Source organism: Halomonas sp. GFAJ-1, from assembly GCF_000236625.2.
In the GTDB taxonomy this organism is placed as follows: domain Bacteria; phylum Pseudomonadota; class Gammaproteobacteria; order Pseudomonadales; family Halomonadaceae; genus Vreelandella.
In genome coordinates, this window is the sequence record NZ_AHBC01000022.1 from 83,527 (window position 1) to 108,696 (window position 25,170).

Sequence of the window (25,170 nt, forward strand, 5' to 3'; positions counted from 1 at the left end):
ATTATTACAGCAAAAACCATCGCCCCAAATAACGGGCTAGAAAATAACATGGGCGCATCGCGGATGCGATGCGCCCATTAGATTACAACAAACGCGCCAATTAGTTGACGGCGTCTTTCAGCGCTTTTCCGGCTTTAAAGCTGGGAACCTTAGCAGCGCTGATTTGAATTGGCTGACCCGTTTGTGGGTTCCGGCCTGTACGTGCAGCGCGCTCTTTAATCGCGAAAGTACCAAAGCCTACCAGTGAAACACTCTCGCCTTTTTTGAGGCTATCGGTGACAGACTCCACCATGGCATCCAATGCGCGGGTTGCCGCTGCTTTAGGAATATCAGCAGACGCGGCAATAGCTTCAATCAGCTCGGACTTATTCACACTTCACCCCTTAACTGTTTCAAAAAATGGCTCTGAACGGCGCGATCACCGGGTACTACAACCTCAAAGCATAGCTGCGTTTTATAGCAATGCCTTGAAACACCTGTCAAGCGACCGAGCCGCAGAATGCCCTTTGCACACGGCAATGGGCAAACTTATTACGTAATATTAAAGCTCCAAAGAGCCCTAATGCTTAATGCGTGCTGACTACGGCATTCGAACTAAAAGACTTATCAGTACCTTTTAACGAGGCACCTTCATCGACTTGATTGTTCACAAGCGCTACCGCTAACACCTCATCTATCCATTGTACGGGACGAATATCAAGTGCACCTTTGATATTTTCCGGTACTTCCTTGAGATCTCGACGATTTTCCTCAGGAATTAAGACGGTCTTTATACCACCGCGACGAGCTGCCAGCAATTTCTCCTTTAACCCGCCGATAGGCAATACTTCTCCACGCAGGTTAACCTCACCTGTCATGGCAACATCACAGCGCACCGCACGCTGAGTATAGGCCGAGACAATCGCTGTCACCATGGCAATACCAGCACTTGGTCCGTCCTTCGGTGTCGCACCTTCCGGAACGTGTATATGAAGATCTTCGGTCTCAAACCGCTGGGGGTCGATCCCGTACTCATGCGCACGCGCCTTGACCACCGTTTGAGCAGCGCTGACCGACTCTTTCATCACGTCGCCAAGCGAACCCGTTTTATTAATGCGGCCTTTACCAGGCGTCACTACAGACTCAATATTGAGCAGCTCACCCCCCACGGAGGTCCAGGCAAGCCCAGTTACACGCCCCACTTGGTTCGCTTTCTCTGCTAGTCCGTAGCTATAGCGGCGTACGCCCGCATAGGCTTCGATCTCTTCAGCGGACAGCTCTTGGCCCGCTTGTAATTTGCTACCTTTCTGCTCTTGAGAGACCCGCTCCGCCTCTAGACGTTCGCGCAGCACCTTTCGACATACTTTTGCGATTTGGCGCTCTAATTCACGCACACCCGCTTCACGCGTGTAGTAACGCACTAGTTCTAATAACGCGTCATCCTGCAGTGCCAGCTCGGCATCTTTGAGACCATTAGCTTCCAGTTGCTTGGGCAACAAGTAGCGTTTGGCGATGGCAAGCTTCTCATCTTCGGTGTAACCCGGCAGACGAATAATCTCCATACGGTCAAGCAGCGGACCGGGGATATTCATCGAGTTGGCCGTACAGATAAACAACGTTTCGGAGAGATCGTAATCAAGCTCTAAGTAATGATCACTAAAGCTATTATTTTGTTCAGGGTCGAGAACTTCCAAAAGCGCTGACGCGGGGTCACCACGATGATCCATACCCAGTTTATCCACTTCATCAAGTAAGAATAGCGGGTTCTTCACACCTGCACGACTCATTCGCTGCATCAATTTACCGGGTAGCGACCCGATATAAGTACGCCGGTGGCCACGAATCTCTGATTCATCGCGCACCCCCCCTAACGCCAAGCGCACATATTTACGATTGGTCGCTCGCGCAATGGACTGCCCCAGAGAAGTCTTACCCACACCAGGCGGCCCCACTAAACACAGCACAGGGCCTTTCATCTTGCGTACGCGCTTCTGTACCGCCAAATACTCCAGTATACGCGCCTTGACCTCTTCCAGGCCGTAGTGATCCTCATCAAGCACTTGCTGAGCTTTTACCAAGTCATGCTTTACCCGCGTGCGCTTTTTCCAGGGAACAGCAATTAGCCAGTCGAGATAAGACCGCACGACAGTAGCTTCGGCGGAGTTAGTTGCCATCATCTTAAGCTTATTAAGCTCTTGAGTCGCTTTTTCAGCCGCCTCTTTGGGCATACCTGAAGTCTGGATGGCCTGCTCGTACTTTTCCGTCTCATTAGGAACATTATCCAGCTCACCCATCTCTTTCTGGATGGCTTTCATCTGTTCATTCAGGTAGTACTCACGCTGGGTCTTTTCCATCTGCTCTTTGACGCGAGAACGAATGCGCTTCTCGACTTGAAGCAAATCGATTTCAGACTCAATTAGCGCCATCAGATGTTCGATGCGATCCCGCACACGATCCATCTCTAGTAGCTCTTGTTTGTCACCAATTTTCAGCGACAAATGAGCGCAGATGGTATCCACCAAACGGCTCGGGTCTTCAATCCCCGAAAGGGAGTTAAGAACTTCGTTGGGGACTTTTTTGGATAGTTTTACGTACTGCTCAAATTGATTTAGCAGCACGCGCACCAGCGCTTCTTGCTCGCGACTGGTAAGCGGTTCACTTTCACGCGCCACTAAATGGGCCTGAGTATAACCTGCTTCATTTTCTTCAATAGTGACAACATCAGCTCGAAAACTACCCTCAATAAGCACCTTTACGGTGCCGTCTGGCAATTTAAGCAACTGCATAATATCCGCCACAGTCCCCATGGCGTAAAGGTCTGCGTTGTCCGGATCATCCTGAGAAGCCTCGCGCTGAGCCACCAGCAGTACACGCTTGTCGGCCTCCATCGCCGCTTCCAAGGCTTGGATAGATTTTTCACGGCCAACAAAAAGAGGGATGACCATTTGCGGGTAAACAACGACATCCCGCAGTGGCAACAGGGGTAGACATTGTGTCTGTTCGGCGTTCTGCTGCATCGCAGACGTTCCTCAAAATCGGATGTGTACTTTAAGGGTACTTGAACAAGCACCTCACAGCATGAAAAGCACTTGCACAAACATTGTACAAGAACACTATGTAAAAGCACTATACTAAAAGCATGTCACAAAAATGTACTATGCCTAATAGCAGGGGGTCGCCTAGGCGACCCCCTGGTTCAACACAAGCGACATATGCTAGGCCGCAGTGCAAGCCAACTGGCTAGCCATCAGTGCCATCAACGCGAGCTTCCTCTTGGGAGTAGAGCAACAGTGGCTCGCTTTCTCCTGCAATTACAGACTCGTCAATAACCACTTTGCTGACACCTTCCAGCGAAGGAATCTCATACATAGTGTCAAGCAGGACAGACTCAAGAATAGAACGCAGACCACGGGCACCGGTTTTACGCTCCATTGCCTTAGCCGCTACTGAGCGCAGTGCATCATCCCTAAATTCAAGTGTGACATCTTCCATTTCGAAGAGCTTGGCATACTGCTTCACAAGCGAGTTCTTGGGCTCGGTCAGAATCTGTACCAGTGCATCTTCGGTTAGCTCGGTGAGCGTTGCTATTACCGGAAGTCGACCTACGAATTCGGGTATTAACCCAAATTTCACTAAATCTTCTGGCTCAACATCCGCAAGCAGCTCGCCAACACCACGCGAGGACTCTTTACTCTTCACGCTGGCGTTAAAGCCAATGCCGCCTTTCTCAGCGCGATCACGAATAACCTTATCCAAACCAGCAAACGCACCACCTACGATAAACAGAATATTACCCGTGTTTACCTGAACAAACTCTTGCTGCGGGTGCTTACGGCCACCTTGCGGCGGCACAGAGGCGGTCGTACCTTCAATTAGCTTAAGCAGCGCCTGCTGTACACCTTCACCTGATACGTCCCGTGTAATGGATGGGTTATCAGATTTGCGTGAAATTTTATCTATCTCATCGATGTAGACAATTCCGCGCTCAGCTTTTTCGACGTCGTAATCACACTTCTGGAGCAACTTCTGGATGATGTTTTCGACATCCTCACCCACGTAGCCTGCTTCCGTTAATGTTGTTGCATCAGCAATGGTGAAAGGCACATTTAATAGCCGCGCCATGGTTTCTGCTAGCAGCGTTTTACCACTACCGGTAGGACCAATGAGCAGAATATTAGATTTACCTAGCTCCACATCGCCATCACGTACGTCTGCTTTTAAGCGCTTGTAGTGGTTATAAACCGCTACAGAAAGCACCATTTTGGCGCGATCTTGCCCGATGACGTAGTCGTCTAATGTGTGACGTATTTCGCGGGGCGTAGGTAAACGCTCCTCATCGCTCTCGGCATCGGCTTCGAGAACTTCCTCGCGAATGATGTCATTACATAAGTCGACACACTCATCGCAGATATATACGGACGGGCCTGCAATTAGTTTACGTACTTCGTTTTGATTTTTACCGCAAAACGAACAGTAAAGCAGCTTACCACCTTCGTCCTTGCCTTTGCCGTCGGCCATTCGCGTACCTCTATCACTGCGGCGGCTTACGCCGCCGGAAAAGCTCGTTAGAAAAGCAGAATCCTATCACGCTATCAGGATGTAGGGCGCTTATCCAGCACTGCGTCAATCAAGCCATATTCTTTGGCTTTATGAGCGCTCATAAAGTTGTCGCGATCAGTATCACTGGCAACTGTCTCGATATCTTGGCCTGTGTGATGCGCCAAAATCTGGTTTAACTTCTCGCGGATACCCAATATCTCACGGGTGTGGATTTCAATATCCGACGCTTGCCCCTGATAACCACCTAGCGGCTGATGGATCATTACCCGAGAGTTGGGCAAGCAGTAGCGCTTGCCAGCCGCACCGGCTGTCAGCAGCAGCGCGCCCATGCTGGCCGCTTGACCGATACATACGGTAGAAACGTCAGGCTTGATAAACTGCATGGTGTCGTAAATTGACATACCCGCTGTCACAGAGCCGCCTGGCGAGTTGATATAGAGATGAATATCTTTATCAGGATTTTCCGACTCAAGAAATAGCAGCTGCGCGACGACCAAATTCGCCATGTAATCTTCTACCGGGCCTACCAGGAAGATGACACGCTCTTTTAGCAGACGTGAATAAATATCGTAGGCTCTTTCCCCTTTGGCGCTCTGCTCAACCACCATGGGCACTAAACCGCCGGCGTTTTGAATATCAAATTCACTCATTCGGGTGATTCCTTGCGTCCGGTAAGGGAAAAGCGCACCCGTTAAAGGTGCGCTACTCAATGAGATCAGGCGCTTGCCTGCTCGCCCTCTTCAGCGTTCTCATCTTGTTCAGCCTGCTGTTGAGCAGCCGCTAGCGCTTGCTGATAAGACATCTCAACGTCTTTGACATTGGTTTGCTCCAGCAGCTTCTCTACCGCCTTCTCTTCAAGAATGGCAGACTTCACCTGGGTTTTTAGCTGTTCGTTACCCATATAGTAACTAACAACCTCTGATGGATCTTGGTACTGTTCAGCCAACTCTTCGACCTTAGCTTTGATGGCATCATCATCAGCATCTAGCTCGTTAGCCTTGATAACTTCCGCCAGCAACAGGCCTACTTGAACACGACCTTTGGCTTGCTCTGCAAACAATTCGTTGGGCAACTGACTAACGTCGAAATCTTCGCCTAAACCAAACTGCTGGGCAGCCTGACGCTTCATACCATCCGTCTCTTGCTGAACCAAGGCGCTAGGCACGGGGATTTCATTAGCGTTTTTCAGCGCATCCAACACCTGCTGCTTGACACGGTTATCAACCGCCTGAGCCGCTTCACGGGTCATATTTTTCTTAATTTCAGCACGGAATTGGGACTCGTCACCGCCTTCCACACCGAAACGCTCGATAAATTCAGCGTCAACCTCAGGTAGCTTCTGGGTGCTCACCTTGTGGACGGTGACTTTGAACGTCGCTTCTTTACCGGCAAGATGCTCAGCCTGGTAGTCGTCAGGGAAGGTAACGCTGATGGTTTTTTCTTCACCTGCTTTAGCGCCAATCAACTGCTCTTCAAAGCCGGGTATAAAGCTGTTAGAACCGATAACAAGGGCATGACCTTCAGCGCTTCCGCCTTCAAATGGCTCATCGCCCAGGAAACCCTGAAAGTCGATGGTCACTTGGTCACCATCAGCGGCGGCGGCATCCACTTCTTCCCACCCAGCGTTTTGCTTACGCAGCGTGTCAATCATTTCATCGACATCTGCATCGCTGACGGTTACCACAGGACGCTCAACTTCAACACCTTCAATCGAAGCCAATTCAACCTGAGGGTAAACTTCCATCAGTGCAACAAATTCAAGGTCTTTACCCGCTTGATTAACTTTAGGCTCAATCTGCGGGAAGCCTGCAGGGTTAAGACCCTCTTCAGTGATGGCGCGCACATAACGCTCACGCATTACCTCGCCAACCACTTCATTACGTACACTATCGCCGTAGCGCTGACGAACTACAGCCATCGGCACCCGGCCTTGGCGAAAACCATTCAAGCGAACGTTTTTCGCAGTGTCTTTCAAGCGAGCGCTGACGGCCTCGTCGATTTCGGCAGCCGGCACCTGAATTGTGATACGGCGTTCGATCTGGGAGGTCGTCTCGACGGAAACTTGCATGAATTGTCCTCTAGCGGCTGGGCGTTGTGTTGATTGCGTATAATAAGTTCAAGGGGCGATTTTAAGAACCCTAGCGCATGGTGGCAAGCGCCATGCTCGCAAGATGGGGTCAGAACCATCAATTACAAGGGAACAACCCTTAAATACCGTGCTTAAAACGTCACTTTGAGCGGAAACACTGCTCTATTCGTTCGAATGTGGCTATTTTTAACTAACCACTCATCTCATTTTTCACTCTTCACGCCTGAACCACCACAAACTAACGGCATGTAGCAGCAAGCCAGCGGTGGCAGCATGAGAAATAAAGACCTGCCAACTGATCCAGTCAGTAAATAGCGCATGCCAGCTTCCCATGGCTAGTGCTCCGAATACCATCATTACGGCCAACCGCATAATGAGCTTCGGCAAGCCTTGGCGCGCAGTCACAGATAGCATCCGCCACTGTAACACGGCAGCACTAGCGACGAAGACTAAGGCTATCAAAAGCAGTGTCTGGCGCGACTCATGCCCTCCTGCCGCATAGCGCGGCAAAGCGGACAGCATGACAAGACACAGTCCAATAGCGACGCTAACCCGTTCGGGAGAGTAAGGGATCCTCTGCATCGCTAGCCAACCTTCAGCTGCTGAGCATCAATCCACTCTTCTACCCAGGGCAGCGCGGCATCATCTGCCATAAAAGTCTCCATTGCATCCACCTCAAGCCGTTCGCCTAGGCGCATCGCACCATGGTCTTCCAACAACGCATCAAGGGCCCTACCTGCACCACAGAACGTTTCTCCGTAGGAGCTATCGCCCAACGCAATCAGGCCGTAGCGCAAGGCCGTTAGCGAAGGACTTTGGTCGCGCAAAGAGCGAACAAAAGGCACAAAGTTACCTGGAAAATCACCACTTCCTGTCGTGGAGACACAAAACAGGGAAACCCCATCACTACCGGTCACATCATTTAAGGTGGGCTGTTCAATAATATCGACGCTGTAGCCTGCCTGCTCAAAAAGTGGCTTAACTTGCTCAGCAACATCTAACGCGCCGCCATACATGGTTCCAACTAAGATGTTTAGCTTGGGCATCGTCGCACTCCCCTGTAAAAGTGTCGCACTGCGCTTTGTTCAGTCGACAAATACCTGATGAATTTGCTCAAATATTAACACGATTGGCAAAATTGACGCACGCCTCTCCTTCAGCCCTCTTGCGACCACAACTAGGAGTTCTCATGCAGCAAACCTTTGAGACTTGGATAACGCCGATCATGGTTGGCGGTCTAATTATTTTCATGTGCTTTATTATTTGGGATCTTGCGAAAAAATCGAATGCGGGGAAATTTGGCACCATTATGCTGTTTGTGGTGCTCGGCGCTGGCATGCTGGGCTATATTCTCAAGGTAGTGATAACTTGGCTGATAGAGGGGCGAGGCGTATAAAGCCTTTAGCAACGTCCTCCTAGATTTTGCTGGGCTAAGTTACTCAAAAACACACAGGCATCAAAAAACACATACGCATTAAAAAAGGAGCGCCATAGGCACTCCTTTTTTGTTGGCTACATTCACCGGCCTTGCGTTCACCTACAGACGGATAAAGCGCTAAGGGCTATTGTGAGCTGGTAAAATGCTCCACTTGCTGCTTCAGCTTTTGGCCAGGGCGAAACGTTACGACGCGACGAGCAGAGATAGGTATTTCCTCGCCTGTTTTAGGATTACGCCCAGGGCGCTCACGCTTATCGCGCAAGTCGAAGTTACCAAACCCCGATAGTTTGACCTGCTCGTTCTCGCGCAAACAGGCACGGATCTCTTCAAAAAAAGCTTCCACCATCGCTTTTGCTTCTCGCTTAGACAGCGCCAGCTCTGTGTGTAAATGCTCCGCTAGCTCTGCTTTGGTCAACGCACCCATAAGGCTCCTCCTTGTAGCAAACGCATTGCCAAGAACGTGATAAGCGTCGCGTCATGGCATGTACTGGTTAGCCGCGCAGTTCAGCGTCCAATTTGACACGCACTTGTGTCACGATTGAATCGACCAACTGATTGATTTCTTCATCGTTTAGCGTGCGCGATGGATGCTGCCAGGTCAAGCCTAACGCAATACTCTTGAAGCCGTCAGCAACCCCTTTACCAGCATAGACATCAAATAGCTTAATGTCTTTCAAGTAATCACCTGCCTCAGCCTGGGCACAGTCTAGCAATGCCTGAACCGGCACTTCTTGGCTCAGCATAAAGGCTAAATCGCGACGCACTTCTGGGTAACGTGATAACGGCTCAAAAGCAGGAATACGCCCTTCGCTAAGGGCATCAAGGCGTACTTCAAAGAGCACCGCATCGACTTTTAGCCCCAGCGTTGCCCGAACCTGCGGGTGAAGAGTGCCAATCCAGCCAGCAGGCTCGCCATTATGCAGCAGCTGCGCACTTTGGCCTGGGTGTAACGCCGGATGCACCGCTGGCTCAAAACGCCACGCGTGCTGATTCCCCCCAAGTGTCAACAGACTTTCCAGGTCGCCTTTCAAGTCGTAAAAATCAACCGACGACTTGGCACAACTCCAGCCTTCAGCCTCACGGGAGCCACACACTAACGCCCCCATCATGGGTACTTGGGCGAGATTGTCTAGATGACCATTGAACACCAAACCAGTCTCAAATAAACGCACCCGGGTCTGCTGGCGATTAAGATTGTGTTCTAGCGCACGGACTAGCCCAGGAAATAGGCTTGCGCGCATCACTGACAAATCAGATGAGATCGGGTTGGCTAGCACTGGAGAAACCGCATCAGGCAAGATAGCCGCCTGTAGCTCAGGTGCTACAAAGCTATAGGTAACCGCTTCTTGGAAGCCACGCGCAACCATCTGATTACGCAGCTGCCTTTGGGTCAGCGTTGCCTCGTTAGCAGGCCGCAACGCTAACCGTGCCGCAGGCCGACGTACAGGCAGGTTATTGTAGCCATGGATACGAGCAATCTCTTCGATGAGATCCTCTTCGATAGCCAAGTCAAACCGCCAACTGGGGGCTGTCACCGACCAGCCTTCAGCCTGCTTATCTACCTCTAACCCCAGCCGCTGAAGAATATCGGTCACATCATCGGCAGCCAGATGCTTTGAAAGGGCACTCTCCAACCGGCTTTCTCGCAGAAAAATCGCCCGCAATGCTGGCATATGCGGCTTGCTAACCGCCTCTGTCACAGGACCTGCCTGCCCACCACAAATGTCGATTAACAGCTGCGTGGCGCGTTCAATGGCCACACCAGCAAGCTCAGGGTCAACACCACGCTCAAAACGATGCGATGCATCAGTATGCATACCGTAGGAGCGGGCTTTTCCCGCAATCGCTAAAGGTGTGAAATACGCCGATTCTAGGAAAATAGTATGAGTGGATTTACTAACACCTGAATTCTCACCGCCCATAATGCCGGCCATCGCCAAGGGGCCGCTATTATCTGCTATCACCAGCGTTTCAGGGCGCAACGCGATGTCCTGACCATCTAGCAGCGTTAGCCGCTCACCCTCTTGGGCCAAACGCACCGTGATACCACCTTGCAAATTATCGCGATCAAACGCATGCAAGGGCTGACCAAGTTCCAGCATAACGTAATTAGTAACATCTACTACTGGGTCGATGGATCGAACGCCACTACGGCGCAGGCGCTCTACCATCCAAAGCGGCGTTTCAACGGTAACATCGACGCCTTTAATGACTCGACCAGCATAGCGCGGGCACTGCTCGGGAGCCTCAATACCTATCGGAAAAGTATCATCAATACTAGCGGATATTGCCTGGGTAGCAGGCCCGCTCACCGGTAGCCGATTCAATACGCCAACTTCTCGGGCAAGACCCTTGATACTAAGGCAGTCACCGCGGTTAGGTGTTAGATCAACCTCAATAGTCATGTCATCGAGCTGCATATACTCTCGAAAACTGACCCCGATTGGCGCTGAGGCTGGCAACACCAAAATACCGGGAGAGACCTCCTCCTCCAACCCCAATTCAGAAGCAGAGCAAACCATGCCCCGTGACTCGACACCACGCAGCTTGGCTTTTTTAATTTTAAAATCCCCTGGCAGTACACCCCCTACCTGGGCGAAAGGAATTTTCTGACCTACATCGACATTGGGCGCCCCACATACCACCTGAACTGGCTCGCCCGTACCATCATTAACCGTACAAACGTTAAGCTTATCAGCATCAGGGTGCTTCTCTTTGGTAAGCACTTCCGCCACAACAACGCCACTGAATGCTGATGCAACCGACGCAACCGCATCAACTTCTAGGCCAGCCATGGTGATTTGATCAGCAATCGCTTGCGTATCCAACTGCGGAGATACCCATTCACGCAGCCACTGTTCTGAAAATTTCATATTCGTTCCTGTCTTTGGCGGCGGCGTTAGGAGAATTGACGTAAAAAGCGCAAATCATTTTCAAAAAACAGGCGCAGGTCATTCACCCCATAGCGCAGCATGGCTAGACGCTCCGCTCCCATTCCAAAAGCAAAACCGGTGTAGCGCTCAGTATCAATTCCCGAGTGGCGGAATACTTCTGGATGCACCATTCCACAGCCCATTACTTCTAACCAACCGCTATGGGAGCAGACGCGACAACCATTACCACTACACATGACGCACTGAATATCGACTTCTGCCGAAGGCTCAGTAAACGGAAAGTAGGAAGGACGAAAACGTACAGAGAGGTCGTCACGCTCGAAAAACGCTTGAAGGAAATCCTCTATCGTTCCTTTCAAGTCTGCAAAGCTTATGCCCTCGTCAACCAGCAGGCCCTCTACCTGATGAAACATGGGCGTATGCGTTAGGTCGGAGTCGCTTCGGTATACCCGCCCAGGACAAACGATCCTAATCGGCGGCTCACTGCTTTTCATTGTGCGTACTTGCACCGGCGAGGTATGCGTACGCAACAAGCGAGTAGCATCAAAGTAGAACGTGTCTGCCATTCCACGCGCAGGGTGGTGAGCGGGAATATTGAGCGCTTCAAAATTATGGTAGTCGTCCTCAATTTCAGGCCCTACCGCCACATCGTACCCAATACGGGTAAATAAACTCTCGATACGCTCAAGCGTTCGTGTAACAGGGTGCAACCCACCCTCTGCCTGGCCACGCCCCGGTAGCGTGACGTCAATCCGCTCTGCCGCTAACCGTGCGTTCAATGCCTCGGTTTCTAGCGCATGCCGCTTCTTATCAATTTCTTCGGAAAGAGTTTGCTTCGCTTGGTTAATACGCTCGCCAGCGGCAGGACGCTCTTCTGCGGATAACTTACCCAAGCCTTTTAACAAGGCAGTAACATCGCCTTTTTTACCTAAATAACGTACTCGTAACTCATCTAACGCAGAGACACTCGGCGCCGCCTGGATGGCTTCGCGAGCTTCTGATACCAGAGTAGGAAGGTGATCCATCCGTTTCACTCCGAATTAAGCGGTTTCCATCCAAAGATGGTGTGGCATAGGGAGGTGACAAAAAAACAGGGGAAGAGCGGCTGCTCTTCCCCTGTTTGGGTCACACTGAAATGACCTCGGGCATTTCACACTGATCTAACTCAGCGCGAAAAACCTTATTGGGCAGCCTTGGCTTTTTCCACGATGGCAGCAAACGCTGCTTTTTCGTGTACCGCCAGATCGGCCAATACTTTACGGTCGATTTCAATACCGGCTTTTTTGAGGCCACCAACAAAACGGCTGTAAGACATACCGTTAATGCGCGCACCAGCATTAATACGCTGGATCCACAGCGCACGGAACTGGCGCTTACGGTTACGGCGGTCACGGTAAGCATACTGGCCGGCTTTGATAACAGCCTGCTTGGCTACGCGGAAAACACGCGAACGGGCACCGTAGTAACCTTTGGCCTGTTTCAGTACTTTTTTATGGCGACGACGGGCAACTACGCCACGCTTAACACGGGTCATAACACACTCCTGACATTAAGTCTGAGGCAATATGCACTCAGATAAGATAATTCGACCTTACAGATTCGGCAGCATGCGCTGGATCAGCGCTTTATCAGCAGCATGAATCTGCTTCATTCCACGCAGCTGACGCTTACGCTTGGTCGACTTCTTGGTCAGGATGTGGCTACGGAAAGACTGCTTGTGCTTAAAGCCATTAGCGGTCTTTTTAAAGCGCTTAGCAGCGCCGCTGTTGCTTTTGATTTTCGGCATGAGAGAACTCCGCTCGATATTTTTTAGAAAACCCAGGGCCGACCAGCGTTTACACGCTGGCCCGTTTACTTCGCCGTTGGATCACTTCTTTTTCGGGGCAATAATCATGATCATCTGGCGGCCTTCCATTTTCGGGAAAGCCTCAACCGCTCCGATCTCTTCCAGGTCTGCCGCGATCCGTTCCATTAGCTTGCGACCAATGTCCTGGTGCGCCATTTCACGACCACGGAAGCGCAATGTGACTTTGCCCTTGTCACCACCTTCTAAAAAGCGCGTCAGGTTTTTAAGCTTGACCTGATAATCGCCTTCGTCGGTGCCAGGCCGGAATTTAACTTCCTTGACCTGGATTTGCTTCTGCTTTTTCTTTTGAGCCGCTTTTTGCTTCTTCGTCTCAAAAACAAATTTGCCGTAATCCATAATCTTACAAACAATAGGATCGGCATTCGAAATTTGCACGAGGTCTAAACCAGCAGCTTCTGCACGCTCAAGAGCTTCGGTGGTGGGCACAACACCCAACTGCTCACCTTCAGCATCAATTAGACGTACTTCTTCTTCGGTAATTCGCTCGTTCATTGGTGGGCGTTTGTCTTGTGGACGCCCGCGCTGATTGCTTCGCTTGATCGCTCCGTCTCCTTAGGCAATTGACGATGTCGCCAGGGCTGCTCGCTCTTCACTAAAACGCTCAATGAACTCATCAACCGTCATAGTGCCGAGATTCTCGCCGCTGCGAGTTCGCACGGCCACTGAGTCAGCTTCTACTTCCTTATCTCCCACCACAAGGAGATAGGGAACTTTCTGTAACGTATGCTCACGGATTTTAAAGCCGATCTTCTCGTTCCTCAAGTCCGCCTTGACCCGTAAGCCATTTTTTTGCAGTCGATGCTCTAATTCGAGCGCATAGTCACGCTGTGCGTCCGTAATTGTCATCAAAACTGCTTGCTGAGGCGCCAACCAAAGTGGCATCGCACCCGCATAGTGCTCAATTAGGATGCCTAAGAAACGCTCAAAGGATCCTAAAATTGCACGGTGAAGCATTACAGGAGTTTTTCGCGTACCGTCTTCATCGACGTATTGCGCTCCCAAACGTCCTGGCAAATTAAAATCTAGCTGAAGAGTACCACATTGCCAAACACGATTCAGGCAATCACGTAGAGCAAATTCAATTTTAGGCCCATAAAAAGCGCCTTCACCCGGCTGAAGCTCCCATTTGAGCCCCGTCGCATTGAGCGCGGCTTCAAGCCCCTGCTCTGCACGATCCCACATTTCAGCTTCGCCCAGAAAATCCTCGGGACGCGTTGATAGCTTAAGCTCAACTTCATCGAAACCGAGTGTTTTGTATACCTGCAGCGTTAGTGCGATAAATGCTTCAGCCTCTGCTTGGATTTGCGCTTCTGTGCAGAAAATATGGGCATCATCTTGAGTAAAGCCACGCACGCGCATCAAACCGTGCAACGAGCCTGAAGGCTCATTGCGGTGACAGCTGCCAAACTCTGCCAAACGCAGTGGTAAATCCCGGTAGCTCTTTAGCCCCTGATTAAACACCTGAACGTGACATGGACAGTTCATTGGCTTGACCGCGTATTCGCGCTTTTCCGACTCTGTCGTGAACATCAGTTCACTGTAGTGCCCCCAGTGGCCAGATTTTTTCCACAACGACAAATCAACCACTTGAGGCGTCTTGATCTCTTGATAACCATGCTCGCGCTGAATCTTGCGCATGTAATCTTCTAACGCCTGGTACATTGTCCAGCCATTAGGGTGCCAAAACACCATCCCCGGCGCTTCTTCTTGCAGATGGAACAAGTCCATCTTACGCGCTAGCTTGCGGTGATCGCGCTTTTCAGCCTCTTCAAGCCGCTGCAAGTAGGCCTTCAGCTGTTTTTTATCGCCCCATGCAGTGCCGTAAATACGGGTCAGCATAGTGTTAGCAGCGTCACCACGCCAATAAGCACCCGCCAACTTAGTCAGCTTAAAGGCTTTCAAATGACGAGTATTCGGCACGTGCGGGCCGCGACACATATCGACATACTCTTCGTGATGATACAACCGAATGGTCGCCCCCTCGGGGATATCACGAACAATTTCTTGCTTATAAGGCTCTTCACGGTGCAAAAAAGCCAACATTGCTTGGTCGCGATCAACGTACTCGCGCACTACATCGTACTCGTGTTCAATTAATGAACGCATGCGCGTTTCGATGGCCTCAAGGTCATCTGGAGTAACCGATTGACCAAACTCGATGTCGTAGTAAAAACCATCTTCAATGACCGGCCCTATCGCCATTTTGGCTTCAGGGTACATTTGCTTAACCGCATGCCCAATCAGGTGCGCGCAAGAGTGACGGATGATCTCTAGACCTTCCGGATCGCGAGCGGTAATTATCGCCACTTCAGCATCTTGCTCAATTAAATCAGCGGCATCAACCAATACACCATCAATCTTGCCAGCCACACAGGCCTTGGCCAAACCAGGGCCAATGGATTCAGCAAGCTGCATAATAGAAAGCGGTGTATCGAACGTTCTTTGGCTGCCATCAGGCAGTGTCACAATGGGCATTCAAATATTCCTTGAGCGCAGTGGTGATCCATACCAAGGATCACATTTCGCTATCAATGGGCGGGAGTTGCGGGCCTTTCTTATAGCAGGACGCTAGCCTATCAGAATTCGGTGAGCCGTAAAATAAAACGGGAGGCACAAAGGCCTCCCGCTTCTTTATTTGATTAAGCAAACCATTGCAATAAGCAATCATTGCTCAACCGAACTAGCCTCAGTGGCTTAGTTCCACTCATCCAGCTCTACACGACGGTTCTGAGCGCGGCCCTCGTCTGTCTCATTAGAAGCAACAGGACGCTCTTCACCGTAGCCTACTGCACGCATACGGTTAGTCTCTACGCCACGCTGTGACAGGTAAGCAGCAACTGATTCGGCACGACGCTGAGACAGGTTCTGGTTGTACTCTGCAGAGCCGCGCGAGTCAGTGTGACCTTCAATGCTCACACGAACGTCAGGGTTGTTAACCAGACGCTCGGCAACGCCGTTAAGCACTTGCTGTGCGCTGGGTGTCAATTGAGCAGAGTCGAACTCGAAGTTAACATCACGCAGTACAAGGCTTTCTGGGCAGCCCAGGGCGTTAACTTCAACGCCTGCGGGGGTATCCGGGCACTGATCACGGTAGTCCGGCACGCCGTCGCCATCAGAATCCAGCGGGCAGCCACGCGCGTCTACTTCAACGCCAGCCGGAGTACCTGGACACTGATCGCGGTAATCCGGCACGCCGTCACCGTCGGAGTCCAGTGGGCAGCCTTGCGCATCAACGGCAACGCCAGCTGGCACTTCGCCGTAGCTTGGGCACTGCGGCGCAACAGGCTGAGGCGTGCGGTCAGCACATAGCAGGCCACCAATAGCAGCGCCAGCTGCAGCACCTGTAGCGGCACCACTTTCTTCATCGGAACTACCGCTGGTGGCATAGCCAATGCTGCCGCCGATTAAACCACCAGCCAAACCACAAACAGCCGGGTGCTGATACCAGCTACGATCACTGCTAGCACTAGCCTGTCCAGATGTCTGGGTGGCAGAGCTGGCGCAGCCTGATAAACCAACTACCAGGGCAGAACCGACTAGCAAGCCAGTTGTTGATTTTTTCATGCAAGACTCCTTCTTGATCCAATGCTGAAATGGTCACACGACCAATTCTATCCAATGCTTCTTATTGCGAGAGCATCCTTTTTTCGCCTGCCCAGCACCCTAGCAATACATAGCTAATGCTCTAATACTGGACACTCTGCCTATGATTAACGTTTAAACGCTAGAAGGCAACAATACCGAGATATCAACTTCTTGCTAATACCCACCGTTTCAGCATAGCAAAAAGGGTGCTGTAAGCGCCAAAAAAGCTGAACTCGTTTCAAAAATAGTTGTCATTGTGCGTTTGGGGTTCCAACGAGGCATCAGTGTAATGACGTTGGTCCTTTGGCACGCCACTTGATAACGGCTGCTGCTGCCGCTAACACTGCGGGGCGCATTTCATCCTCAACAATCAAACGCTCTTTATCTTCCTGCATCCGCTCACGGGGGGAAAGCTGCTTACGTGCTGAGTGTGTTTTCAAGTGCTGTGTGCGTTGATAAACCTCGGCAAACGCTTGAAACTCTGGCCTTTCGGTTAAGCTTGGATCAACAATCTCAAGCAGAACCTTACAGCGCCAGGAGGCCTCAGTTATATCTACTTGCTCCTGAACCAACGCACTAACGACGTAGTCAAGGTTCTCTAGACTATTTTGGTGTGCGCGACGATCTTCATCGACACGATAAGCTTCTCGCCGCTTTACCTCCTTACGCAGGGTAAGCGCATAGGCACAGAGAGCAACAATGACCGCAATACCTACTGCGAGCAAAACTAAAGCTGTAGTGGAATTCATGGCACTCCTTCAGCTAGCCACACAAGAATAATTTAACGAGAATTGTACACCCTAAAGGTGTCGTTACACCAATGACACCCACTTTTAACTCACTACTTGGCAGTTGCTGGAGCCAATTGACGCTCAACAAGTGTCGCATCAGGTGCTTGCCGCCAGCACCACCATGCCCAACCAACGCTAAGCGTCAGCACCACTGCACCAGCGGTATGCAGTAAAGCAAGCCATAAAGGCAGCCACAGAAGGACGTTGGCAATACCCAGCGCCACCTGTACGGCATAGGCACTAACCACAACAGCTAGCGCCTTCCCTAGGATCACTAAATAGCGATACCGCCACCAAAGCACCAATAACGCAATACCCAAAAACAAGGCACCAATACGGTGAACCACTTGTATAGCGGTGCGTGCGTCTGCGTGCAGCTGACCGTGTAAATAATTAGGCCCAACCGTTTGTGTTAAATGAAAACCCTCGCTTAGATCCATCTCTGGCCACCATTGGCCGTTACAGGTGGGAAACCCTTGACAAGCAATACCTGCATAGTTGCTGGTGACCCAGCCGCCAAGCGCCAGCTGAATCACTAGTAAGCCAATAGCCGCTGCCCATAAAAAATTAATAGACTGCCGCCCCATCGCCCTCTCTTTCCATGCGTGACGAACGCGCAAATGAAGCCAGAAAAACAGCATTAATACACTCAGCCCACCCAGTAAATGGAGAGTGACCACCTGCGGCCAAAGCTTGAGTGTTACGGTAAATGCACCAAAGCCCCCCTGGATTAGAATCACAACGAGTAACGCCAGGCTAATGCCCCAAGGGTACCCAGGACGGCGACGCAGAGGCCAGCCTAGCGCGACGACGCTAATGACCATCAGTCCTAAAAAACTCGCTACATAGCGGTGCGCCATTTCCACCCATGCTTTAAAAGGCTCAAGAGGCACATCAGGATGACGTAGCGCGGCTTGCTCGCTATCGGGAACCAGCAAGCGCCCATAACAACCCGGCCAATCCGGGCACCCCAACCCAGCATCAACTAAACGTGTCCAGGCACCTACTAAAATCACTAGGGCTGTCAGCAGAGTGCCTGCCAAGGTGAGGCGCACCAACCAACGTAATCGCCGCTCCATTGCGTATTGCATGCTCTTTCCTTACGGCCCAGGGTGCCGACTAACATTAATGGTGATTTACTTTGAACAGATGCCTTATATCGTCAAGAATATCACTTGCATTAGCCTGTTCATTAAATGCTAACGCTGGCATTCCCATTGGATCCAGTAACCAAATAACGCTTTCATTACGCCAAGCTGGCGACTCTTGCCACTGGTTAGCCTGCTCTCCGGGCAAGGTTTCGTAGGAACCACCGATGCGCAACCGCTGCAAACGCGGCGCTTCACGGCCAAGAGCACGGTGAAGGCGCCAAAGCTCGTCTTTACGCTGTTCACAATCAACGGCGCACTCGAACGCCAACGTCCATACATCCTTCGAACCTTCCGGTACATTAACCAATGGCCACTCATATAAATTTGGCGCCGTTACTGCTACTTCTCCATGTGCAGTGTGTTGAGCAGGAATGCCAAAACCCCATTTAACCATTCCCCAGGCTGTCGCCATAGGCGCTGTAAAAACAATAAAGATCATTATCAATTTGAGCCGCTGATATCGAACCGTTTTAGCCTGCTCCATTCTTCATTCCTCTTATTATTGTATGCGGTCTTTGCGCATGCGATAGCCACCCAATATCATTACAACGAAAGCTGCAAGTGTTAACCCCCACCACTGAAAAGCATAGCCAATATGCCGGCTGGGCGGCATTACATTTGCTTGCCACCAGGGTATAAAAACACCTTCTCCTTCCGTGGCATGTAGCCACCCCTGGTAGCTAATGGGCGCTAGCGTTTCTTGCCAAGGTATCAAGCTCATTTGCTGCAGACGGAGTCCTTCTTGATTATCCCCATATAATGGTCCACCAGGGCGAGTGGTTTGCCATTCACCAAACACTTCTACACTGCCGCTAGGCGTTTGCGCAGCGGGGGCATTACGACTTGGGCCTGTTTCAATAAAGCCACGCTGTATTAACCAAACCTGCCCATGCTCATCGCGCAACGGGGTGAGAACAGCCACCCCAAGCCGACCTTCTACCACACGATTGTCTAAAAAGAGCGTGTGTTGTGGGAGATACTCGCCCCTCAATCTTACCATTGCGCCGTCCTGCGGCATCTCTTGGGGCGCCGTTAAAGCCGGAGCTGCCGCCCGTGCGTCTAACAAAACACGCTTGTCATTAGCACGCTCCCACTGCCATAGTCCTAAAAAAATGCCTAATGCAACTAACAAGCTCCAAAAAGCACACCACGCGTAAAAGCGCCTTAATCTGACAGAGGTAGACATCATGTGGTTACAGTTTCTTATTGCCTTAGTATTTATTGCCATGGTTATTAGCCTTGCAGCGGGCGCTGGTTTTTTATTGCGAGACAGCGCCCCTTCAAAGCGATTGCTGGTATCACTAAAGTGGCGTGTTGCCCTGGCATGCCTTCTCATGGCGCTATTAGTATTCGGCTTTTGGTCAGGAGAACTGGGCTAGCCGCTATAGGACATAAACAAAAATAAACAGCCCCACCCACACCACATCAACGAAATGCCAGTACCAGCAGGATGCTTCAAAACCGAAATGATGATCGTTAGCAAAATGGCCTTTACAGATCCGGACGAGAATACAGCCTAAGATGATCGTACCGATAATGACGTGCACACCGTGAAACCCCGTCAAAATAAAGAAAGTAGCGCCAAAGATACCGGCTTCCAGCGTAATGCCGTAATGGTTGTAAGCTTCGTAGTACTCGACCCCCTGTATAACGATAAAGCAGCAACCCAACAATACTGTGCCAGCAAGCCAGTTTCGGCAGGTAATACGCTCGCCCAGTTTTAACGCTTCATGGGCCACCGTTAGCGTGATACTGGACGTGATAAGGATCAGCGTATTAACGAGCGGCAGTTGCCATGGGCTGAACACTTGCTCAGGACCTAGCACAGAGGAATCAGGAGGGTTCATCAGAGGCCAGTGAGAGATGAATTCTGGCCATAGCAGCGCTGAGACACCTTTCTCTCCCTCACCACCTAGCCAAGGAATAGCAAAAGTTCTAACGTAAAAAAGGGCACCGAAAAAGGCAGCAAAAAACATCAACTCAGAGAAGATAAACCACCCCATCCCCCACCTAAATGAGCGATCCATCTGGGTGTCGTACAACCCACTCATAGACTCCCTGACCACATCCCTGAACCAAAGCCCCATCACCGCCACAACGCCAAGAACACCCGCCAGCATTACTAACGCACCAGTGTCATAAACTAGCTGGGAACCTGCCCCCACCATCATGACCCCCAGCGCCAGTGAGCCGAGAATGGGCCATCTGCTAGTCGTCGGAACATAGTAGTTACCGCCGCTCATATCTTATCCCCCACGCTATTGTTGTTATTCACTGTGGAATCTAGTGCCATGTTATGAACTGGGTACAGGGTATAAACCAGCGTAATCGTTGTGATCTCTTCCGGCAGATCTCGCGCCAATTGGAAGACCAGTGGAATGGTTAAACGCTCATCACCCTGCAACTGCTGCTCCTGAAAACAGAAGCAGCTTACTTTTCGCAAGTGGGTCGTCGCATTAGAGGGAGAAACACTTGGGATGGCTCTTCCCCAACTCTCTTTGGCGCTATTATTCGTAAAAGTAAAATCCACTTCAGCCGTTTGCCCAGGGTGTACTCGCATTTGACGCGTGGCTACGCTCATTTGCCAAGGTAAGCCAGCACTCCCCCGAGTGATAAACTGCACCGTGATATAGCGCGACTGATCAACCTCCTCATGGATGATGGCCTGGGCAGTGGTATCTACTTTGCCGTTAATGCCTGTAATGCGGCAGAAAACGTCATAAAGAGGCACTAGCGCAAACGCAAACGCAAACATGCCTATCAGTGCCGCAATCGACCGAATGACGGTGCGCCGCACACCCGCAGCCCTGACGACTTCATATTCAGACATATCACTCCCCTTGCCTTATATAAGGCCTTATTCGCCGTGTTGTGCACGATGAAACACGGGAGGTGTTTCAAAGGTATGCAAGGGCGCTGGACTAGGGACACTCCACTCAAGGTCTTCTGCGCCTTCCCATGCCTTAGCAGGCGCTTTTTTACCCCCTCGGACACACAGCACCACCACCAGCACAAAAATTAACTGCGACACCCCGAAGAAAAAGGCACCAATGCTTGAAACAAGATTAAAGTCCGCGAACTGAAGCGCATAGTCAGGGATACGCCTCGGCATCCCGGCGAGACCGGCAAAATGCATTGGGAAGAACGTCAGGTTTACGCCCACAATCGAACACCAAAAATGGCACTGTGCTAATCGTTCATGGGGGTAGTGCCCCGTCCACTTGGGAAGCCAGTAGTAAACCCCTGCCATAATGGCAAAGATGGCCCCTGGCACTAACACATAGTGAAAATGGGCTACCACAAAGTAGGTATCGTGGTATTGAAAGTCGGCAGGGGCAATTGCCAACATAAGCCCCGAAAAACCACCGATGGTGAACAGAACGACAAATGCAAGTGCGAACAGCATGGGGGGTTCAAAACTAATTGAGCCTCGAAACAGTGTGGTGATCCAATTAAAGACTTTAACCCCCGTTGGCACTGCAATCAGCATTGTGGTGTACATAAAAAACAGCTCTGCTGCTAACGGTAGACCAACCACAAACATGTGGTGTGCCCAAACTAAAAACGAAAGCAGTGCGATAGCGCCGGTTGCATAAACCATGGAGGCGTAGCCAAACAACCGTTTGCGGGCAAACGTAGGAATGATGGCGGAGACAATCCCGAATGCGGGCAAAATCATAATGTAAACCTCAGGATGGCCGAAAAACCAAAACAGATGCTGGAAAAGCACCGGGTCTCCACCGCCCGCAGCATCGAAGAAGCTAGTGCCAAAGTTTATATCCATTAACATCATGGTAATGACGCCCGCCAACACAGGCATAACGGCGATAAGTAGGAAAGCGGTGATGAGCCAAGTCCAGACAAACAGCGGCATATCCATCATGCGCATGCCAGGAGCACGCATGTTGAGGATAGTCGCAACAATATTAATCGCACCTAATATTGAGCTAATACCCGCGATATGCAGGGCAAGAATAAAGAACGTGGTTGAAGGCGGCGCATACGTCGTTGATAGAGGCGCATAGAATGTCCAGCCAAAATTTGGCCCTCCTCCAGGCATCAGGAGCGTTGACAACAGCAATGTAAACGCGACGGGCAGCAGCCAGAAGCTAAAGTTGTTTAGACGAGGAAGCGCCATGTCTGGCGCGCCAATTTGCAGAGGAATCATCCAATTAGCCAGGCCAGTAAATGCTGGCATTACCGCGGCAAAGACCATTATTAGCCCATGCATTGTGGTCATTTGGTTAAAAAACTCAGGCTCAACCAGCTGCAGACCCGGTTGGAACAGCTCTGCTCTCACTACGAGCGCAAAAATACCGCCAATAAAAAACATAATCAGCGAAAAGATGAGGTACAAAGAGCCGATCTCTTTGTGATTGGTCGTGAGCAGCCAACGCATAATCCCTTTAGGCGTTTCGTGATGCGCATGGGGTGCTTGACCGTCAGCCACTGCGGTAGAGCTATGCTGCAGCGAGTGTTGAGGAGGTAGTTTGGGCGCCATAAATCTCTCCGCCTACTTTATTGTTGTGATAGCGTTAGTAGCTATCATTGCTGATTGGCACGCATGCGTTTTATTGAACAATTTTTTCAGCAATTGCCGCTGGCTGAATTGCATCGCCCGTGTCGCTGCCCCATGCGTTACGCGTATAGGTCACTACCGCAGCAATCTCCACCGGGTTCAACGTATTGCGAAACGCGGGCATGGCGGTTCCCGAAACGCCATTTAAAATACGGTCGATATGCCAGTCCAAGTCGTCGATTAATTGGTCATTATTGGCTAGCGCCGGGAAAGCAGGCGGCGCGCCTTGACCATCCGCCTGATGGCATGAGGCACAAATAGCGCGGTATACCGGCTCCCCTCGCGCCATTAGCTCATCAAGCTCCCACTCCCGATCCACTCCCATCGCTTCTTGCTGAGCCGCTTCTTTACGTTCCGCTAACCATATTTCAAACTCTTCCTCCTCAACGGCATGCACCACCACGGGCATAAACCCATGGTTAACACCACAGAGTTCTGCACATTGACCACGGTAAATACCCGGTTCGTTAATTTGCACCCAATTCTCATTAATGAAGCCAGGGATCGTATCTTGCTTGACGGCAAGGTCCGGCACCCACCAAGAGTGGATAACGTCATCTGAGGTCATTAAGAACCGTACTTTGCGGTTAATAGGCAGCACCAGTGGCTCATCTACATCAAGTAAATAGTGCTCATCACGTGCCTCCTCGCCACGAATCTGCTCCCAAGGAGTGCTCATGCTTGAGTTAAAAGCCACATCCTCACCAAGATACTCGTAGCGCCAGCGCCACTGCTGGCCGATGATCATCACATCTAGTTCGGCTTCAGAGGTGTCATACATATTCTTAAGTGTGGCCGTGGCAGGCACGGCCATTCCCACTAAAATTAACACCGGAATAGCTGTCCAAAGCACTTCAACAGTGGTGTGCTCGTGAAATTTCGCTGGTTTAGCTCCTTTTGAATGCCGATAGCGGAACAGCGAGTAAAACATGACTCCAAACACTATCAGGCCAATCACTACGCATATCCAAAAGATTGTCATATGCAGACCGTAAATATCGCGACTGATATCTGTCACGCCTACGGGCATGTTCCACCCGCTGGATTGAGCTTGGGCAGCGGTTGAAATAAAGCTTATGGGCAGCAGCCAGCGCCACGGTGAGAGCATAATTACCTCCTTTGTTATTGTTGTTATTAACGGCTTTTTAATTAGGGTGGGATTATGTGATAAGAATCAGTATAGAAAACATGTGTCATACGTCACGAACTACCTTGCAAAAGCTGTCAACGCTTTTCACCGCGCCGCCATATTAGCCACAGCTATGAGCAGCAGCACAAAAATTAGGGTTACCACAATGGCAACTAAGATAAAGGTAGTGGGCTTCCCACTTGAGAAATCCTGCTGGCGCTGGAAATCGCTTTGGACGCCAATAAGTGCGGCTAGAACCGATTTAATAACCGACCACATAGAGCATCTCCTGGAAAGTGACAAATTTCGTTACGAAAACGGCGCACTCATGCTGCACTTAGCTATAGTTCAAGATAGGCAATCTTAAAAATCATGCCGTTCAGTTTCCACTATCAAAAAAGGAGCTCACCATGGCAACTAGCGATAAAACCCCTTCCATGCCATGGATTGACGATGCCCAACCCATGCAGGCGTGGTGGCATCGATACTGCTTATTAAGCACGATGCCCATGGTACGACTTCAAATTGCTTGGTTAGAAAATGTGACTCAGGCTATGCAGATGGAGGCGCAACTTTTTCAAGCCCTAGCCAAAAGCAGCGAAAAATTAACGCTGTGCCTGACCGACAATCCGTACCACTGCAACGCTGCTGAGTTCACAGAACACTACCAAGAAATGGTTAAGACGCTCACCGATGCCAACATGGAGCGCCTGACAAAAGTTTCTCAGCTTTCCCATGAGTTTCGGCGCAGCTTATGGGAAGAGCTCTAATAATTTACAATCAAGCGTGTTGCGCCCTATAGTGCCGCTCACAGTTTATTTAAAACGAAGCAGCAACCCCAGGTTATGGAGCCAACTATGCCCAAGTGCCGTAAATTTCATGTATTCATTCCCTTTATCACCCTGGGGTTGTTGCTACCTTTAACCGCCTGCACCACGTACACGTGGCCAGATGGCTCTCAGGAAACTGTATTGGGCGTCGTTCCGGAAAATGAAAACCAACGTTATGAAGAGCAACGGGCGGAAGGCGTTCGCTATCGTCTACCAGGCGATATTCCTGAATAACGTTTCGTTCATCTAGCTTTTCACTATTACATCTAAGCCTTGTC

The 25,170-nt window shown here is 50.7% G+C and carries 28 protein-coding genes; 4 read left to right on the forward strand and 24 right to left on the reverse strand.

Features of this window, described 5'->3' with window-relative positions:
• Positions 1 to 100: 100 nt before the first annotated feature.
• The 7 genes from MOY_RS05925 to MOY_RS05955 form a co-directional block, all read right to left on the reverse strand.
• Positions 101 to 373, reverse strand: coding sequence for an HU family DNA-binding protein (locus MOY_RS05925; RefSeq protein ID WP_007114333.1), 273 nt, complete (start codon positions 371 to 373; stop codon positions 101 to 103).
• Between the two features lie 193 nt (positions 374 to 566).
• Entirely contained in the window at positions 567 to 2,996 is a 2,430-nt protein-coding gene (gene lon, locus MOY_RS05930; RefSeq protein ID WP_009097585.1) for an endopeptidase La, read from the reverse strand.
• Between the two features lie 223 nt (positions 2,997 to 3,219).
• Positions 3,220 to 4,497, reverse strand: coding sequence for an ATP-dependent Clp protease ATP-binding subunit ClpX (gene clpX, locus MOY_RS05935; RefSeq protein WP_009097586.1), 1,278 nt, complete (start codon positions 4,495 to 4,497; stop codon positions 3,220 to 3,222).
• A 74-nt stretch (positions 4,498 to 4,571) separates the two neighbouring features.
• Positions 4,572 to 5,189 carry an ATP-dependent Clp endopeptidase proteolytic subunit ClpP gene (gene clpP, locus MOY_RS05940; RefSeq protein ID WP_009097587.1) on the reverse strand — a complete coding sequence of 206 codons (618 nt, stop codon included), beginning with the start codon at positions 5,187 to 5,189 and terminating at the stop codon, positions 4,572 to 4,574.
• 65 nt (positions 5,190 to 5,254) lie between these two features.
• Positions 5,255 to 6,607: a trigger factor gene (tig, locus tag MOY_RS05945; RefSeq protein ID WP_009097588.1), complete on the reverse strand. Its 1,353-nt coding sequence runs from the start codon at positions 6,605 to 6,607 to the stop codon at positions 5,255 to 5,257.
• A gap of 231 nt (positions 6,608 to 6,838) precedes the next feature.
• Positions 6,839 to 7,210 carry a hypothetical protein gene (locus MOY_RS05950; RefSeq protein WP_035540216.1) on the reverse strand — a complete coding sequence of 124 codons (372 nt, stop codon included), beginning with the start codon at positions 7,208 to 7,210 and terminating at the stop codon, positions 6,839 to 6,841.
• Positions 7,211 to 7,212: 2 nt separating this feature from the next.
• The gene (locus tag MOY_RS05955; RefSeq protein WP_009097596.1) at positions 7,213 to 7,674 is read right to left on the reverse strand and encodes a flavodoxin domain-containing protein; all 462 of its coding nucleotides are present in this window, start codon (positions 7,672 to 7,674) and stop codon (positions 7,213 to 7,215) included.
• 143 nt (positions 7,675 to 7,817) lie between these two features.
• Here MOY_RS05955 and MOY_RS05960 point away from each other — a divergent pair, with 143 nt between their 5' ends.
• The gene (locus tag MOY_RS05960; RefSeq protein WP_009097597.1) at positions 7,818 to 8,024 is read left to right on the forward strand and encodes a DUF2788 domain-containing protein; all 207 of its coding nucleotides are present in this window, start codon (positions 7,818 to 7,820) and stop codon (positions 8,022 to 8,024) included.
• Positions 8,025 to 8,190: 166 nt separating this feature from the next.
• Here MOY_RS05960 and MOY_RS05965 read toward each other — a convergent pair whose 3' ends face one another.
• The 12 genes from MOY_RS05965 to MOY_RS06020 form a co-directional block, all read right to left on the reverse strand.
• Positions 8,191 to 8,490: an integration host factor subunit alpha gene (locus MOY_RS05965; RefSeq protein ID WP_009097598.1), complete on the reverse strand. Its 300-nt coding sequence runs from the start codon at positions 8,488 to 8,490 to the stop codon at positions 8,191 to 8,193.
• A gap of 67 nt (positions 8,491 to 8,557) precedes the next feature.
• Positions 8,558 to 10,939 carry a phenylalanine--tRNA ligase subunit beta gene (pheT, locus tag MOY_RS05970; RefSeq protein ID WP_009097599.1) on the reverse strand — a complete coding sequence of 794 codons (2,382 nt, stop codon included), beginning with the start codon at positions 10,937 to 10,939 and terminating at the stop codon, positions 8,558 to 8,560.
• 26 nt (positions 10,940 to 10,965) lie between these two features.
• Positions 10,966 to 11,985, reverse strand: a complete 1,020-nt coding sequence (gene pheS / locus MOY_RS05975) for a phenylalanine--tRNA ligase subunit alpha (protein ID WP_009097605.1) — start codon at positions 11,983 to 11,985, stop codon at positions 10,966 to 10,968.
• Positions 11,986 to 12,140: 155 nt separating this feature from the next.
• The gene (gene rplT / locus MOY_RS05980; protein ID WP_009097607.1) at positions 12,141 to 12,494 is read right to left on the reverse strand and encodes a 50S ribosomal protein L20; all 354 of its coding nucleotides are present in this window, start codon (positions 12,492 to 12,494) and stop codon (positions 12,141 to 12,143) included.
• Positions 12,495 to 12,551: 57 nt separating this feature from the next.
• Positions 12,552 to 12,746 (reverse strand): 50S ribosomal protein L35, encoded by a 195-nt coding sequence (gene rpmI / locus MOY_RS05985; RefSeq protein WP_009097609.1) that lies wholly within the window; start codon positions 12,744 to 12,746, stop codon positions 12,552 to 12,554.
• Positions 12,747 to 12,827: 81 nt separating this feature from the next.
• Complete coding sequence (gene infC / locus MOY_RS05990) at positions 12,828 to 13,367, reverse strand: translation initiation factor IF-3 (protein ID WP_082429671.1); 540 nt, start codon at positions 13,365 to 13,367, stop codon at positions 12,828 to 12,830.
• Between the two features lie 12 nt (positions 13,368 to 13,379).
• Entirely contained in the window at positions 13,380 to 15,302 is a 1,923-nt protein-coding gene (gene thrS / locus MOY_RS05995) for a threonine--tRNA ligase (RefSeq protein WP_009097615.1), read from the reverse strand.
• Positions 15,303 to 15,521: 219 nt separating this feature from the next.
• A complete protein-coding gene (locus MOY_RS06000; protein ID WP_009097616.1) occupies positions 15,522 to 16,391 on the reverse strand; it encodes an OmpA family protein in 870 nt (289 codons plus the stop codon).
• A gap of 302 nt (positions 16,392 to 16,693) precedes the next feature.
• Positions 16,694 to 17,161 carry a DUF2489 domain-containing protein gene (locus tag MOY_RS06005; RefSeq protein ID WP_009097618.1) on the reverse strand — a complete coding sequence of 156 codons (468 nt, stop codon included), beginning with the start codon at positions 17,159 to 17,161 and terminating at the stop codon, positions 16,694 to 16,696.
• A gap of 92 nt (positions 17,162 to 17,253) precedes the next feature.
• Positions 17,254 to 18,294, reverse strand: a complete 1,041-nt coding sequence (locus MOY_RS06010; RefSeq protein ID WP_035540220.1) for a COX15/CtaA family protein — start codon at positions 18,292 to 18,294, stop codon at positions 17,254 to 17,256.
• A 34-nt stretch (positions 18,295 to 18,328) separates the two neighbouring features.
• On the reverse strand, positions 18,329 to 18,838 hold the full coding sequence (locus tag MOY_RS06015; protein WP_009097622.1) for a hypothetical protein: 510 nt from the start codon (positions 18,836 to 18,838) through the stop codon (positions 18,329 to 18,331).
• A gap of 15 nt (positions 18,839 to 18,853) precedes the next feature.
• Positions 18,854 to 19,582: an SURF1 family protein gene (locus tag MOY_RS06020; RefSeq protein WP_328287027.1), complete on the reverse strand. Its 729-nt coding sequence runs from the start codon at positions 19,580 to 19,582 to the stop codon at positions 18,854 to 18,856.
• On the opposite strand from MOY_RS06020, the gene MOY_RS06025 reads away from it, so the two are divergent.
• Positions 19,542 to 19,733, forward strand: coding sequence for a DUF2909 family protein (locus MOY_RS06025; RefSeq protein ID WP_009097625.1), 192 nt, complete (start codon positions 19,542 to 19,544; stop codon positions 19,731 to 19,733). The genes MOY_RS06020 and MOY_RS06025 overlap by 41 nt on opposite strands.
• A gap of 3 nt (positions 19,734 to 19,736) precedes the next feature.
• On the opposite strand, the gene MOY_RS06030 is transcribed toward MOY_RS06025, so the two are convergent.
• The 5 genes from MOY_RS06030 to MOY_RS16880 form a co-directional block, all read right to left on the reverse strand.
• On the reverse strand, positions 19,737 to 20,597 hold the full coding sequence (locus MOY_RS06030; RefSeq protein ID WP_009097629.1) for a cytochrome c oxidase subunit 3: 861 nt from the start codon (positions 20,595 to 20,597) through the stop codon (positions 19,737 to 19,739).
• Positions 20,594 to 21,184, reverse strand: a complete 591-nt coding sequence (locus MOY_RS06035; RefSeq protein ID WP_009097631.1) for a cytochrome c oxidase assembly protein — start codon at positions 21,182 to 21,184, stop codon at positions 20,594 to 20,596. Before MOY_RS06035 ends, MOY_RS06030 begins: the two co-directional genes overlap by 4 nt.
• A 27-nt stretch (positions 21,185 to 21,211) precedes the next feature.
• A complete protein-coding gene (gene ctaD / locus MOY_RS06040) occupies positions 21,212 to 22,855 on the reverse strand; it encodes a cytochrome c oxidase subunit I (protein WP_009097632.1) in 1,644 nt (547 codons plus the stop codon).
• A 70-nt stretch (positions 22,856 to 22,925) separates the two neighbouring features.
• Positions 22,926 to 24,041, reverse strand: coding sequence for a cytochrome c oxidase subunit II (coxB, locus tag MOY_RS06045; protein ID WP_009097634.1), 1,116 nt, complete (start codon positions 24,039 to 24,041; stop codon positions 22,926 to 22,928).
• A gap of 126 nt (positions 24,042 to 24,167) precedes the next feature.
• On the reverse strand, positions 24,168 to 24,341 hold the full coding sequence (locus MOY_RS16880; protein WP_009097636.1) for a DUF2970 domain-containing protein: 174 nt from the start codon (positions 24,339 to 24,341) through the stop codon (positions 24,168 to 24,170).
• Between the two features lie 131 nt (positions 24,342 to 24,472).
• Here MOY_RS16880 and MOY_RS06050 point away from each other — a divergent pair, with 131 nt between their 5' ends.
• Both MOY_RS06050 and MOY_RS06055 read left to right on the forward strand, forming a co-directional pair.
• Positions 24,473 to 24,832, forward strand: a complete 360-nt coding sequence (locus tag MOY_RS06050; RefSeq protein WP_009097640.1) for a hypothetical protein — start codon at positions 24,473 to 24,475, stop codon at positions 24,830 to 24,832.
• 87 nt (positions 24,833 to 24,919) lie between these two features.
• Positions 24,920 to 25,126 carry a hypothetical protein gene (locus MOY_RS06055; protein ID WP_009097642.1) on the forward strand — a complete coding sequence of 69 codons (207 nt, stop codon included), beginning with the start codon at positions 24,920 to 24,922 and terminating at the stop codon, positions 25,124 to 25,126.
• Positions 25,127 to 25,170 lie beyond the last annotated feature (44 nt).

Coding starts and splice junctions, on each gene's coding strand:
- MOY_RS06020 (WP_328287027.1), bottom strand. CDS start 19,582: ATGGCAATAAATACTAAGGCAATAAGAAACTGTAACCACATGATGTCT.
- MOY_RS06035 (WP_009097631.1), bottom strand. CDS start 21,184: ATGTCTGAATATGAAGTCGTCAGGGCTGCGGGTGTGCGGCGCACCGTC.
- ctaD (WP_009097632.1), bottom strand. CDS start 22,855: ATGGCGCCCAAACTACCTCCTCAACACTCGCTGCAGCATAGCTCTACC.
- MOY_RS05960 (WP_009097597.1), top strand. CDS start 7,818: ATGCAGCAAACCTTTGAGACTTGGATAACGCCGATCATGGTTGGCGGT.
- MOY_RS06030 (WP_009097629.1), bottom strand. CDS start 20,597: ATGAGCGGCGGTAACTACTATGTTCCGACGACTAGCAGATGGCCCATT.
- MOY_RS06005 (WP_009097618.1), bottom strand. CDS start 17,161: ATGAATTCCACTACAGCTTTAGTTTTGCTCGCAGTAGGTATTGCGGTC.
- tig (WP_009097588.1), bottom strand. CDS start 6,607: ATGCAAGTTTCCGTCGAGACGACCTCCCAGATCGAACGCCGTATCACA.
- MOY_RS06025 (WP_009097625.1), top strand. CDS start 19,542: ATGTGGTTACAGTTTCTTATTGCCTTAGTATTTATTGCCATGGTTATT.
- MOY_RS06000 (WP_009097616.1), bottom strand. CDS start 16,391: ATGAAAAAATCAACAACTGGCTTGCTAGTCGGTTCTGCCCTGGTAGTT.
- coxB (WP_009097634.1), bottom strand. CDS start 24,041: ATGCTCTCACCGTGGCGCTGGCTGCTGCCCATAAGCTTTATTTCAACC.
- MOY_RS06015 (WP_009097622.1), bottom strand. CDS start 18,838: ATGGAGCAGGCTAAAACGGTTCGATATCAGCGGCTCAAATTGATAATG.
- MOY_RS16880 (WP_009097636.1), bottom strand. CDS start 24,341: ATGTGGTCGGTTATTAAATCGGTTCTAGCCGCACTTATTGGCGTCCAA.
- MOY_RS06010 (WP_035540220.1), bottom strand. CDS start 18,294: ATGCAATACGCAATGGAGCGGCGATTACGTTGGTTGGTGCGCCTCACC.
- pheS (WP_009097605.1), bottom strand. CDS start 11,985: ATGGATCACCTTCCTACTCTGGTATCAGAAGCTCGCGAAGCCATCCAG.
- MOY_RS06050 (WP_009097640.1), top strand. CDS start 24,473: ATGGCAACTAGCGATAAAACCCCTTCCATGCCATGGATTGACGATGCC.
- pheT (WP_009097599.1), bottom strand. CDS start 10,939: ATGAAATTTTCAGAACAGTGGCTGCGTGAATGGGTATCTCCGCAGTTG.
- lon (WP_009097585.1), bottom strand. CDS start 2,996: ATGCAGCAGAACGCCGAACAGACACAATGTCTACCCCTGTTGCCACTG.
- MOY_RS05950 (WP_035540216.1), bottom strand. CDS start 7,210: ATGCAGAGGATCCCTTACTCTCCCGAACGGGTTAGCGTCGCTATTGGA.
- rplT (WP_009097607.1), bottom strand. CDS start 12,494: ATGACCCGTGTTAAGCGTGGCGTAGTTGCCCGTCGTCGCCATAAAAAA.
- thrS (WP_009097615.1), bottom strand. CDS start 15,302: ATGCCCATTGTGACACTGCCTGATGGCAGCCAAAGAACGTTCGATACA.
- rpmI (WP_009097609.1), bottom strand. CDS start 12,746: ATGCCGAAAATCAAAAGCAACAGCGGCGCTGCTAAGCGCTTTAAAAAG.
- MOY_RS06055 (WP_009097642.1), top strand. CDS start 24,920: ATGCCCAAGTGCCGTAAATTTCATGTATTCATTCCCTTTATCACCCTG.
- MOY_RS05965 (WP_009097598.1), bottom strand. CDS start 8,490: ATGGGTGCGTTGACCAAAGCAGAGCTAGCGGAGCATTTACACACAGAG.
- MOY_RS05955 (WP_009097596.1), bottom strand. CDS start 7,674: ATGCCCAAGCTAAACATCTTAGTTGGAACCATGTATGGCGGCGCGTTA.
- clpX (WP_009097586.1), bottom strand. CDS start 4,497: ATGGCCGACGGCAAAGGCAAGGACGAAGGTGGTAAGCTGCTTTACTGT.
- clpP (WP_009097587.1), bottom strand. CDS start 5,189: ATGAGTGAATTTGATATTCAAAACGCCGGCGGTTTAGTGCCCATGGTG.